At 62.3% G+C, this 12,631-nt stretch carries 10 protein-coding genes; 7 read left to right on the top strand and 3 right to left on the bottom strand.

Annotated elements, in window-relative coordinates; genetic code table 11:
- Nucleotides 1-20: 20 nt before the first annotated feature.
- On the top strand, nucleotides 21-1,208 hold the full coding sequence (locus JF539_RS02000; RefSeq protein WP_207138689.1) for a porin: 1,188 nt from the start codon (nucleotides 21-23) through the stop codon (nucleotides 1,206-1,208).
- 311 nt (nucleotides 1,209-1,519) lie between these two features.
- Nucleotides 1,520-2,707, top strand: coding sequence for a porin (locus tag JF539_RS01995; RefSeq protein WP_207138688.1), 1,188 nt, complete (start codon nucleotides 1,520-1,522; stop codon nucleotides 2,705-2,707).
- A gap of 100 nt (nucleotides 2,708-2,807) precedes the next feature.
- Here JF539_RS01995 and mutL read toward each other — a convergent pair whose 3' ends face one another.
- The gene (gene mutL / locus JF539_RS01990) at nucleotides 2,808-4,715 is read right to left on the bottom strand and encodes a DNA mismatch repair endonuclease MutL (protein ID WP_207138687.1); all 1,908 of its coding nucleotides are present in this window, start codon (nucleotides 4,713-4,715) and stop codon (nucleotides 2,808-2,810) included.
- Nucleotides 4,716-4,826: 111 nt separating this feature from the next.
- Here mutL and JF539_RS01985 point away from each other — a divergent pair, with 111 nt between their 5' ends.
- The 4 genes from JF539_RS01985 to JF539_RS01970 all read left to right on the top strand — a co-directional run bounded on the left by JF539_RS01985 (nucleotide 4,827) and on the right by JF539_RS01970 (nucleotide 10,498).
- The gene (locus JF539_RS01985) at nucleotides 4,827-5,705 is read left to right on the top strand and encodes a TIGR01459 family HAD-type hydrolase (RefSeq protein ID WP_207138686.1); all 879 of its coding nucleotides are present in this window, start codon (nucleotides 4,827-4,829) and stop codon (nucleotides 5,703-5,705) included.
- Nucleotides 5,699-5,914, top strand: a complete 216-nt coding sequence (locus tag JF539_RS01980; protein ID WP_207138679.1) for a hypothetical protein — start codon at nucleotides 5,699-5,701, stop codon at nucleotides 5,912-5,914. Before JF539_RS01985 ends, JF539_RS01980 begins: the two co-directional genes overlap by 7 nt.
- A 94-nt stretch (nucleotides 5,915-6,008) precedes the next feature.
- Nucleotides 6,009-7,373, top strand: a complete 1,365-nt coding sequence (locus tag JF539_RS01975; RefSeq protein WP_207138677.1) for an efflux RND transporter periplasmic adaptor subunit — start codon at nucleotides 6,009-6,011, stop codon at nucleotides 7,371-7,373.
- Nucleotides 7,370-10,498, top strand: a complete 3,129-nt coding sequence (locus JF539_RS01970) for an efflux RND transporter permease subunit (protein WP_207138675.1) — start codon at nucleotides 7,370-7,372, stop codon at nucleotides 10,496-10,498. The genes JF539_RS01975 and JF539_RS01970 overlap by 4 nt, the downstream gene beginning before the upstream one ends.
- A 77-nt stretch (nucleotides 10,499-10,575) precedes the next feature.
- Here JF539_RS01970 and JF539_RS01965 read toward each other — a convergent pair whose 3' ends face one another.
- A complete protein-coding gene (locus JF539_RS01965) occupies nucleotides 10,576-11,250 on the bottom strand; it encodes a chemotaxis protein (protein ID WP_209016958.1) in 675 nt (224 codons plus the stop codon).
- Nucleotides 11,251-11,538: 288 nt separating this feature from the next.
- The gene (locus JF539_RS01960) at nucleotides 11,539-11,922 is read right to left on the bottom strand and encodes a response regulator (protein WP_006935666.1); all 384 of its coding nucleotides are present in this window, start codon (nucleotides 11,920-11,922) and stop codon (nucleotides 11,539-11,541) included.
- Nucleotides 11,923-12,167: 245 nt separating this feature from the next.
- On the opposite strand from JF539_RS01960, the gene JF539_RS01955 reads away from it, so the two are divergent.
- Nucleotides 12,168-12,614: a MaoC family dehydratase gene (locus JF539_RS01955; RefSeq protein WP_207138673.1), complete on the top strand. Its 447-nt coding sequence runs from the start codon at nucleotides 12,168-12,170 to the stop codon at nucleotides 12,612-12,614.
- Nucleotides 12,615-12,631: the final 17 nt, after the last annotated feature.

The following is a 12,631-nucleotide window of genomic DNA, read 5'->3' as shown; positions in this document are numbered from 1 at the left end:
GTCCACATTCGGAGTATCAAATGACTCGTCTTGCTGTTCTCGGGGCAATCGCCGGATTGGCGGCAGCTGTCTCACCGGCTCTTTCCGCCGACCTGCCTGTTGCGCCGGAGCCGGTCGATTACGTTCGCATCTGCGATGCCTACGGTGCGCGGCTCTACTACATTCCGGGCTCCGAAACCTGTCTTCGCGCCGGCGGCCGCGTCCGCGCAGACTACCGCATCCGCAATTTCGGGGAAGACCAGAACGCCTGGGGCGACCGGAACACCGATGGCTATCAGTTCAGGGCCCGCGGCTATCTCTATCTCGATGCGCGCACCGCAACGCAATACGGAACCCTGCGCACGTTCATCGAAATGTACATGACGTCACAGTCCGGCGCCGACACTTCCACGCTTGAAAAGGCCTTTATCCAGTGGGGCGGCCTGCTGGCGGGCCGGGACCAGTCGAACTTCGACTTCTTCACCGGCTACGCCTTCGGCGCACAGACCGCGGGTTACTCAGACCAGAAGATCAACCAGGTTGCCTACACCGCCGCCTTCGGCGACGGGTTCTACGCCACCCTGGCGGTCGAAGACCGGTCGGAACGCGATGCCGGGATCGGCAGCACCCTGTTCCCGTCTATCGGCTACGGCGCCACCCGCATTCCGGACTTTGTCGCGGCTCTCGGCGTCAGCCAGGGCTGGGGACAGGCGCAGGTGATGGGTGCTACCCATCAGATCTATACAAACTCGACCGCCAACAGCCTCTCCAACGGCTCCGAGGATGAGTTCGGCTGGGCGATCGGCGCCGGTGTCGAAGTCAATTTCGGCGGCCTGGCGCAGGGCGGCAGCGTCGCCCTTCAGGGCGTCTACACCGACGGTGCCAGCCTTTACGCCAACAATGATTTCGACGGCCGGATCACCGACGCGGTGTTCATCAATGGCGGCGTCAACACCACCAAAACCTGGGGTATTCTCGGTGGGGTCAACCTTGGCCTCACGCCGACCATCCAGGCCAATGTCGAGGGCGGATACTTCAAGGTCGATGGCGGCGCCAGCGCCTATGACTTCACCCAGATCGACGCGTCCGCCAACGTCGTCTGGGAGCCGATCTCCGGTCTCGAAATCGGTCCGGAACTCCAGTACCGCGACCTGGACTACAGCGCCGCGTCCGGCCTGAGCGACACGTATGAGCTCTACGGAACCTTCCGCATCCAGCGCACGTTCTAGAGCGCATCTGAGCTGAAAGCAGAGACCCCGGGCCGGCGGCCCGGGGTTTTCCTTTGGTCGCTGCTTCCGTCCGGACAGCTTCCCGACATCGCTGAGCTTCAGTTCAACCCAGGTCGGCCGGCCGTGATTGCACTGGCCGGAAAGCAACGCTGCCCTCCTGTCGCCCAGGAACGCGTCCTTTTGTTGCAAGATGGCAACACCGGCTTCCAAAGCGCATTCCCGCGACAGTTTGTGAGGGGCCGCGTTCTGGAAATTGTCACATGGCCCCTCCATTTTCGCGTGTGGGGGTAGTCCACTTCTTGGAGTATCAAATGACTCGTCTTGCTGTTCTCGGGGCAATCGCCGGATTGGCGGCAGCTGTCTCACCGGCTCTTTCCGCCGACCTGCCGGTTGCGCCGGAACCGGTCGATTACGTTCGCATCTGCGATGCCTACGGTGCGCGGTTCTATTACATTCCGGGCTCCGAAACCTGTCTCCGCGTCGGCGGCCGCGTCCGTGCGGACTACCGCATCCGCAATTTCGGGGAAGACCAGAACGCCTGGGGCGACCGGAACACCGATGGCTATCAGTTCAGGGCCCGCGGCTATCTCTATCTCGATGCGCGCACCGCGACGGAATACGGAACGCTGCGCACGTTCATCGAAATGTACGCAACCTCCCAATCCGGCGCCGACACCTTCACGCTTGAAAAAGGCTACGTCCAGTGGGGCGGCCTGCTGGCGGGCCGGGACCAGTCGAATTTCGACTTCTTCACCGGTTACGCTTTCGGCGCGCAGACCGCGAGTTATTCCGACCAGAAGATCAACCAGGTTGCCTACACCGCCGCCTTCGGCGACGGGTTCTACGCCACCCTGGCGGTCGAAGACCGGTCGGAACGCGAAGCCGCGATCGGCAGCACCACCGTCACCGGTACGGGCTATGGCGGCACCCGCATGCCTGACATCGTTGCCGCTCTCGGCGTCAGCCAGGGTTGGGGACAGGCGCAGGTTATGGGTGCCCTTCATCAGGTCTATCCGAACGCGGTCGTCAACGGGCTGTCCAACGGCTCCGAGGATGAGCTCGGCTGGGCGATCGGCGCCGGTGTCGAAGTCAATTTCGGTGGTCTGGCGCAGGGCGGCAGCGTCGCCCTTCAGGGCGTCTATACCGACGGTGCCAGCCTTTACGCCAACAATGATTTCGACGGTCGGATCACCGACGCGGTGTTCAGCAACGGCGATGTCGACACAACCAAGACCTGGGGCATTCTCGGCGGGGTCAACCTTGGTCTCACTCCGACCATTCAGGCCAACGTCGAGGGTGGATACTTCAAGGTCGATGGCGGAACCAGCGCCTATGACTTCACCCAGATCGACGCGACTGCCAACGTTGTCTGGGAGCCGGTCTCCGGTCTCGAAATCGGTCCGGAACTCCAGTACCGCGATCTGGACTACAGCGCGGCGTCCGGCCTGAGTGACACGTATGAGCTCTACGGAACCTTCCGCATCCAGCGCACGTTCTAGAGCGCGTCGCGTTTAACCGGAAATAACTTGCATCGCTCTAAGCGCGTCTGAGCTGAAAGCAGAGACCCCGGGCCGGCGGCCCGGGGTTTTCCTTTGGTCGCTACTTCCGTCCGAACAGCTTCTCGATGTCGCTGAGCTTAAGTTCAACCCAGGTCGGCCGACCATGATTGCACTGGCCTGAAAGCGGCGTTGCCTCCATGTCGCGCAAGAGCGCGTCCATCTCCTCCGGCCGCATGCGCCGTCCGGCCCGGACCGAGCCGTGACAGGCCATGGTCGCGGCGACATGGTCGAGCCGTTCCTTCAAGCCCTCGGCCGTATCCCATTCGGCAAGCTCGTCGGCCAGATTGCGCACCAGCCCCTGGATATCGAGATCCCCCAGAATGGCGGGCGTTTCCCGGACCGCGACGGCACCGGGCCCAAACCCTTCCAACGCCAGACCGGCCTTTTCCAGATCGTCCGCGCGTTCGCACAGCCGGGCGGCGTCTTCTTCCGTCAGTTCGACAATTTCAGGGATCAGAAGGATCTGCCGGGCGACGTCCTTCTGCGCCAAAGCCTCCTTCAGCCGCTCATAGACGAGACGTTCATGGGCCGCGTGCTGATCGACGATCACCACCCCGTCTTCCGTCTGGGCAATGATATAGGTCTCGTGGACCTGCGCTCGGGCCGCCCCGAGCGGCAGGTGGCTCTTCTCCTCCACCTCCGGGAGATCGTGCGCCCTTGCATCCGCCGACGGCACCGCGAGCCCGGACAAACCGTTTCCGGCCTGGAAAGGTGGCTGGGGTTGCTCGGCAAAGCCCGCTTCCGGCCTTCCCGCGGCATCCAGGGGACGGAACACCGCTTCGTTCCATCGGCTTTCGGCCGGCGCCCCGGCGTAGGCCGCACCACCTCCGTACCCCCCGCCGCGTGACGCCGCTTCCCCCAGAGGCGATGACCGGTAACCTTGGTGACCGGTGGCATGCGTCTGGGTCCGGATCGCATCAAGGGCCACCGCCGCGTTGGACGTGGAGGACCGGTGGCCGGACTGGACCAGCGCATGCTTGATTGCACCGACGAGCAGTCCGCGCACAAGCTGGGCATCGCGAAAGCGAACGTCCGCCTTGGCCGGATGAACGTTCACGTCAACCTGGGCGGGATCGAGATCGATGAACAGCACCACCACCGGATGGCGGTCGCGGGCGAGTACATCCGCATAGGCACCGCGCAGGCCGGACAGAAGCAGCTTGTCCTTGACCGGTCGGCCGTTCACGAAAAAGAACTGATGCTGGGCGTTGCCGCGATGATGGGTCGGCAGGCCGGCGAAGCCTGTCAGCCGGACCCCTTCCCGCGCCGCGTCGATCTCCATGGCGTTGTCGACGAAGTCCTGTCCGAGGATCTGCGCGATCCGCGCAAGCTGCGGTTCGCCGCCCCGGGCCGCGGGCCAGCTCTGCGGCTGCCGGTCCGCCCCGGACAGCGAAAAGCCGATACCGGGATAGGCGAGCGCGATGCGCTTGACGATTTCCGTGATCGCGGCACTTTCCGCCCGGTCGGACTTCAGAAACTTCAGCCGGGCCGGGGTCGCGAAGAACAGGTCCCGCACTTCCACCTGCGTTCCGCGCTTGCGGGCCGCGGGGCTGAGCGGCTGTTCCCTGCCCCCCTCCACGGAAATCGCCCAGGCATGGTCCTCACCGGCATGGCGCGTCTGGATGAGCAGCCGCGCGACCGAACCGATGGATGGAAGGGCTTCGCCGCGAAAGCCGAGCGTGCGGATATCGAACAGGTCGTCGTCGGATATTTTCGAAGTGCAGTGCCGGCGCACGGCCAGTTTGAGATCCTCCTGGCCCATGCCCTCGCCGTCGTCGGAGACCCGCATCAGCGTCTTGCCGCCGGCCGCCGTGACGATTTCGACCTGGGAAGCGCCGGCATCGACGGCGTTTTCCACCAGCTCCTTGATCACGCTGGCAGGCCGTTCGATCACCTCGCCGGCCGCGATCTGGTTGATCACCTGCTCGCCAAGTTGCCTGACCTTCATCCAACGTCCTCTATCAGGTTTCGCCCCGCCGCATGTTCCTATATGGTCCGCGCCGAGTTCCGGGTTTCTCTTCGAGAGACTCACAGTCCTACCGAGATTCGAGTATCCGCCATGACCGTATCCGCACCGCTTCTTATAGACGGACTTCGTGTTCTTGCCCCCTCTTATCAAGGCATTCTCTGCGATGTCTGGGGGGTTTTGCACAACGGGGTCGCGGCATTCGAGGAGGCTCACCATGCGTTGAGGACATTCCGCGAGGAAACCGGCGGCAAGGTCGTCCTGATCACCAACGCGCCTCGCCCGGCGCCGCAGGTCGCGGAAATGCTGACGAGCCTCGGGGTCCCAGGCGAAGCTTACGACGGCATCGTCACCTCGGGCGACGTGACCCGTGAAAGCCTCGTTGCGCAAGGGAGCAAGAAACTCCTGCACATCGGGCCAAACCGCGACCAGCCGCTCTACTGGAACCTTGAAGCGACATTTACGTCCGACGACGATGAAAGCGCGGAGGCAATCAGCTGCACGGGTCTGGTGGACGACGAGACCGAGACACCGGACGATTATCGGGACCGTCTGCAGAAACTCGCGGACCGCAAGGTTCCGATGATCTGCGCCAACCCCGATATCGTGGTGGAACGCGGCGACCGGCTGATCTGGTGCGCCGGGGCGCTTGCCCGGCTTTACGAGGACCTCGGCGGTGAAGTCACCATCCTGGGCAAACCCCACGCTCCGATCTACCGGGCCGCCCTGAAGATGCTCGAAACACTTTCCGGCAACGCTGTTGCCAAGGAAGACGTGCTGGCAATCGGCGACGGGCTGCCGACCGACATCCGCGGCGCCGTCTCCCAGGACATCGACGTGCTGTTCATCACCGCCGGCATTCATGCCTCCGATTTCGGCCCGAGCGACGCCCCGGAGGAGCCCCTGATCCGTCGTCGGCTGGTGGAAGAAGGGCTGCGGGCCCGTGCCGCACTGCCGCGGCTTTGGTGGTAAACAGCCAGATACGCCACCCGACACGGTTTCCCCCTCCCGGCTCGATCTACGACGACACGATCGTCCTACACACTTCAGACAGCGTCGACGCGGACAATCTGAGGTGGGTCGAAAACGACGACGACTGGACGCTCAGGGTGCTCCATATGGAAACACGACGGCACGCGAACGAGGTCCTTGGATCTCCAGGTCCACGCTTCGAGGTGTGACGGACGACATAAAACGCTACAAGATTCAACACCCACATAGACGCTTCGGCGGGTAGGATGCCTGCCGGCGTTCTGGCAGTTGAGGAGTTGTCTTGTGTCGCTGTTGCGCAAAGCCCTTTTGATCCCACCGGTGCTGGCCGGAATCGCGGTTCTGTATTACGCGATCGGCGAGCGGAAAGCGCCCGAGCGCTCGAAAATCGCGGAAGCGGCGACGGTTGTGCGCGTCGTCACCGTGAACCCGCAGGCTTTCGTCCCGCGCGTTATCGGCTACGGCACGGTCGAGCCGGCGCGCACGCTCAACGCCATCGCTCAGGTTTCCGGTCGGGTGAGCTACATCAATCCGGATTTCAAGCGCGGCGACTTCGTTTCCAGGGGCGATACGCTGATAAGACTGCTGCCCGAGGACTACGAGTTGGCAATCGCCGAGGCGCAGACCGACATCGCCAGCGCGGACGTCGACCTGGAGGAACTCGAGATTACCCTCCAGGCCCAGAAAAAGACCCTGGAGATCGCGAAATCGGTGCTCGACCTGGAGAAACGCGATCTGGAGCGACAGAAAACGCTTCTTGACCGGAACGTCTCGACCAACCAGTCGGTCGAAACCCAGGAAGCGGCCGTCCTGCAACAACAGACGCAGGTGCAGGACCTCGAAAACGAGATCGCGCTTTATCCGGTCAAGCGAAAGGCATTGGCGCAGGCCAGGCGCAAGAGCGAAGTTCAGCTTGAAACGGCCACACTGAACCTGGCCCGGACCGAGATCCGGGCCCCTTTCGACGCGCGTGTCGCCGCCGTCGATGTGGAGATCGACGAATTCGTCGCCGCGGGCCAGTCGTTCGGAAAACTGGACGGCATCGACGCCGCCGACATCAATGTCCAGATCAGTCCCGCCCAGATGGCCGGTTTCGCGGACCTTGCCTTCGCGGACCGGAGCGGAGGCGAAAAGAGCCTGTCCAGCGCACGCCGCTCTTTGGAAAGTTTGTCGGCAACGGTCCGGGTCGGCCTCGGCGGAAAAACGGCGACGCGTGAAGCCAGGGTCAAAAGGGTCAGCGATACGGTCGACCCGGACACGCGCTCCGTCGGACTGATCGTCACCGTCGACGAGCCTTACACCGACGTTGAACCGGGTATCCGGCCGCCGCTGGTCAAGGGCATGTTCGCCGAAGTCCTTTTGTCCGCGCCCGCCGTGCCGGACCGAACCGTGCTGCCGCGCAATGCCATCGTCAACGGCCGGATCATGACCGTTACGCAGGACAGCCGTCTCGTTCTGTCGGATGTGGAGATCGTCTACCAGTTCGAGGATCTGGTCGTATTGCGCGATCCGCTCCCGGCAGGGACAAGGGTCGTTGTCAGCGATGTGTCCCCGGTGATCGAGGGCATGCTGCTCACACCGGTTGAAGACGAAAAGATGGATAAAAGCCTGTCCGCCATGTCCGGTCCGGAGGGAGGCGCGCTGCAATGATCCGGTACTTCGCCCGGCACGAGACAGCGGCCAATCTCCTGATGGCCGGACTGATCCTCCTGGGGCTGCTCAACCTTCCAAATCTCCTGCTGGAGACCTTTCCGCAAATCCCGATCAAGGAAATCAAGATCACGCTCGCTTATCCCGGCGCCACATCTTCCGATGTGGAACGGACCGTTTGCCGCCGTGTCGAGGATGCGCTCGACGGGGTTGAGGACATCGACGAGCTGCGCTGCGACGCGCGCGAGAGCGTGGCGATCGCCACGGTCAGGATCGTCGAAGGCGGCGATATCGACCAACTGATGCTCGATGTCGACCGGGAGATCAACGCGATTTCAGACTTTCCCGACAGCGTCGAGGATCCGTCCATCGAAAAGTCCGGCCGGCTCACCAGGGCGGTATCCGTGGTCATCACCGGGATCGAGGACAAGCCTCAGCTCAAGAACTACGCGGAAGAAGTCAAGAGCCGGATGTTGCGCTTCGGCGGCATACCGCAGGTAACGATTTCCGGGTTCTCGGACCGTCAGTTCCGGATCGAGGTCCAGGACGCGGCGGCACGGCAGATCGGCCTGACGCTCTCCGAAATCGCCGACACCCTGTCGCGCCAGAACATAAACATTCCATCGGGAGAAATCACCGCGGAAGGCGGTTCCATTCTCCTGCGCTTCGCCGACGAGCGTCTCGCGGCCGACGCCTATTCCTCCGTGGTTGTCGCCTCTTCGCCCCAGGGCGGTCAGATCACACTCAGCGACATCGCGACCGTGACCGACCTCTTCGAGGACGAGGAGGTCGAGACCCGGCTCAACGGCAAACTGGCGGCGGTGCTCGATGTTTCCAAGACCCGCAGTGACGATCTGATCGAGGTTGTCGGTCGTGTGGCAGCCTTCGTCACGGAAGAACAGGCCCGTGCCGCCCCCAGCGTGACCCTGACCGTCATCAACGACGGTTCTATCATCCTGAGGGACCGCCTCCAGATGCTGGTGAAGAACTCGCTGCAGGGGTTGGCCCTGGTCGTCGCCGCCATGTGGATCTTTTTCGGCGGGCGCCAGGCGTTCTGGATCGGCATGGGACTGCCCGTTTCCTTCCTGGGCGCCCTTGCGATCATGTCCCTGATCGGCCTGTCCATAAACATGCTCTCCATGGTCGCCCTGCTCATCGTGATCGGCATCATGATGGACGACGCGATCGTCATCTCTGAAAACATCGCCACCAAGCGGCAGCAGGGACTCAAACCGCTGGAAGCGGCCGTTCAAGGCACCCTGCAGGTGGCTCCGGGCGTTGTTTCCTCCTTCCTGACGACCGCCGCGATCTTCGGCGCGCTGGCCTTCATCAAGGGCGATCTCGGCGACGTCCTGCGGGTCATTCCGGTGGTGATGCTGCTGGTTCTGGCGATCTCGCTGATCGAGGCCTTCCTCATCCTGCCGAACCACCTGTCTCACGGCGGCGCGGCCGACAAGCCCAATCCGGTCACCCGCAGGGCCGAAGACGGCCTTTCCTGGGTGCGTGAGCATGTCATCGGCCCCTGCGCCAGCTGGTCCGTCCGAAACCGGTACTTCACGGTCGGGATCTGCGTGATGCTGTTCCTGTTCACCCTGTCGCTGCTCGTCAGCGGCCTGGTGAAGTTTCAGGCTTTCCCGAATGCCGAGGGCGACCAGATCGAGGCGCGCATCGAGCTGCCGGCAAGCGCCGGCCTGAATGACACCAGGGCCGTCGTCGCCAAGACCATCGCCGCGCTTGAACGTGTGGATCAAGACCTGTCGGCGCGCAGTCCCGGCGGGGTTTCGCTGTTGAAGGACGTTCTGGTCCGCTTCAACGAAAACAGCGACGCGGGCACCAGCGGTGCGCATCTGGCGACCGTCAATGTCGACCTGCTCGAAGGCACCGTCCGCGGCTCCGGCAACCAGGAAATCCTGACGGCCTGGCGCGCGGAGCTGCCTCCGACGCTCGATGTCCGGCAGATCGTGATCACGGAGTCGAGCCTCGGCCCGGCCGGCAGAGCCATCGAGCTGCGCCTCTCCCACCGCGATCCGGACGTGCTCGACCGGGCCTCCGAAGACCTGCAGACCTGGCTGAAAGCCTATCGGGGCGTCTATAACGTTTCCGACGATCTGGCTCTCGGCAAGCCGGAGCTGTCCCTGTCCCTGAAGGATGGCGCGGGTGCCGTCGGGCTCGACGCCAAGGCTATCGCGGACCAGCTCAGGGGCGCCTACAACGGGATCACGGCAGACGAGGTCCAGGTCGGATCGGAAAATTTCGAGGTGGATGTCAGGCTTGCCGGTGCCGACCGCAACAGTCTGGGCGATCTGGAGCTCTTCACCATAGAAACCCCGTCCGGTCACCGGGTGCCGCTCGGCAGCGTCGCCAATATCGTGTCCGACCGGAGCTTCACACGGATCAACCGTGTCGACCGCCTGCCAACGGTAACCGTGACCGGCGACGTTCAGCTCGGCGTCGCCAACGCCAACGAAGTCGTCACGGACACCGAGAGCCGTTTTCTGCCGGACCTGGCCGAAACCTATCCCGGCCTGCAGACGTCGACGGAAGGCCAGAACGCCAAAGGCGCGGAGACCCAGGCCTCGATGATGGTCTCCCTGGGGACCGGACTGATCTTCGTGTTCATCCTGCTCAGCTTCCAGTTCCGCAGCTTTACCGAGCCGGTCGTCGTCATGGTCCTGATCCCCTTCGCGCTCATCGGCGCGGTCTGGGGCCACTATCTGATGGGACTGGACTTTACCCTGCCGAGCACGCTCGGCTTCATTTCTCTGGCCGGGGTGGTCGTCAACGATTCCATCCTGCTGGTTCAGTTCATCAAGAACGAACACGCACCGGACATGGAAAACGTCGCGGACATCGCGCCGCTCGGGGCGAAGGCCAGATTCCGGGCAATTCTGCTGACATCCGTCACGACGGTTTCCGGGATGCTGCCGCTGCTCTTCGAAACAAGCACCCAGGCCCAGGTCCTGATCCCGCTGGTGACCTCGATTTCGTTCGGCCTGTTCGGAACCACCTTGATGATCGTCTTCGTCGTGCCTGCGTTTTACACTGTGCTCGACGATTTCGGCCTGACATCGCTGGCGGCGGAGCGCCGGTCCCACCGCAAGGCCGCCGCCGCGCCTGCCGAGTAGGGCCGCACCCGTCCGGAAAAGCAAAAGGGCCGCCTGCAAAGACGGCCCTTTTCAGAGTTTACGGCAGGTATCGCCTGTCAGTCGAACAGCTTGTCGATATCCGCTTGGCCGCCATTCAGCATGGCGTCGATGTCGTTTTGGGACACGCCCTCGCCCTTGTGCTGCGGTCCGTGAAGGATCAGTTCGCGCTTGCGGCGGTCGTTGTCCGTCTCCTCGATCGCCGCGTCCAGGTCCTCCGGAATGCGCAGGCGCTCGATGAAGGAGGCCACGCGTTCGTCGATGAAGCGAAGGGTTTCGACGACCTTGGAGATCCGTTGGCCGGTGATATCCTGGAAGGTGCAGGCTTCGAAGATGGAGATCATCTTGTTGCTGACCAGCTCCTGATAGGCTTCCGTGTCGCTCGTGTCGGCGCCCATGATTTCCTCGGCCGCCTCCATGATCGTGTTTGTGGCGTCCTCGGTCGCTTCCACGATCGCGTCCAGCTCGCGCCCGGCGTCCGGGATCTTGCTGCCGGTCATGTCGTTGGCCCGCAAATTGGAGATTTCCTCCTTCATGCGGGTGATTTCCTTCGCGATCGCAGTCAGTTCTTCCGTTACGGCAGGCTGCACAGTCGACAAGAAATCATACATCGAGCCGGACATAACTTCCGCCAAGTGCATGACATCGTTGAGCGAGACTTCGCCCTGCCGATTTTTGTTTTCCTGAAGAAAGTCGATTACTCGTGCGACGTTGTCTTTGTTCATGGTGGTCATCGGCTCCCGCCTTTTCATTGTGCACAGCCTCCCAAATGCGGATCCGAAGGCCAGATTTCTCTTAAACAATTCGGATACAGCGAATCCCGCCCGACATGCTTAAACAAGCAAAATCGCGCGTTCTCACCCTATCCGCTTGGTGCTGGCGGAGAGACGCCTGGTCTGGCTCCGCCGGGAACATTCCGCTTTCTATTGAGCGTGTTACGGATGTTCCAGCACTCGGGCCGCAGTCGATCCAGGGACGCCCGATCCAATCCGACCGGAGGTCCTTCGATCGAGTGCCGAAAATCAATCGGAGAATACTGCTTCGATCTTGCCTTTCAGCGTCTGAGCGTTGAAGGGCTTCACGATGTAGTTGTTCACACCGGCTTTCTTGGCGGCAATGACGTTTTCCGTCTTGGATTCCGCCGTCACCATGATGAACGGTGTCTTGCTGAGGCTGCCGTCGGCGCGAACCTGCTTGAGCAGTTCGTAACCGGTCATCGGCTCCATGTTCCAGTCGGAAATCACCAGGCCGTAGCGGCGCTGTTTCATTTTTTCCAAGGCTTCGGTGCCGTCCGCGGCATCGTCGATGTCTTCGAAACCAAGTTGCTTCAAAAGGTTCCGGATAATCCGAATCATCGTCTTGTAGTCATCGACCACGAGGACCGGCATCTGAAGATCAAGGGCCATTGTCTACTCCATACTGTCAATTGGCGCGGCCCCTGGCCGTGGGCCGTTGGAATCGCGATATGACTTCGAAGGAGAGCGACACAACTTGTGTCCTCACCTCCCCACACTCCAAGCAATCTACCTGCCGCACCTGAAAAGACCGTTAATTTCAGAAGCTTTTTTCTTCGCCCAAAGCACTATTGCCAGAAAACCTTGCGCCGCCTAGCGTCCGCGAACCTGAAAACTCCTAGTGGCGGGCCACATAAATGCTGGAACTTCAAAAACTCTGTTTCGAAGATCTGAAAACCGGAATGAGCGAAGAACTCGTCAAACATGTCAGTTCTTCGGATGTAATCGGGTTCGCCGAAGTGTCCGGGGACCGGAACCCAATCCACCTTTCCGAGCACTTTGCCGCCAGAACCCCGTTCAAGACCCGAATCGCCCACGGTCTTTACACGGCAAGCCTCATCTCCGCAGTGCTCGGCACGCGCCTGCCCGGTCCAGGCGCCATCTACCTGTCCCAGACGCTGAACTTCAAGGCGCCGGTTAAGATCGGGGACGACGTCAAGGTGACCGTCACGGTGGAGGAGCTCATGGAACGTGGCAACCGCGCCCGTCTCTCCTGTGTCTGTAGCGTGGACGATACGGTCGTTCTGGAAGGCGAAGCGCTCGTAAAGGTGCCCAGCCGCGAGGAAGACCGCTCCGGTCTCTGATATCAAGCGAGCTTGAC

This window comes from Roseibium aggregatum, assembly GCF_017309185.1.
Classification (GTDB): domain Bacteria; phylum Pseudomonadota; class Alphaproteobacteria; order Rhizobiales; family Stappiaceae; genus Roseibium; species Roseibium aggregatum_B.
This window is presented reverse-complemented; position numbering and strand designations above follow the sequence as displayed.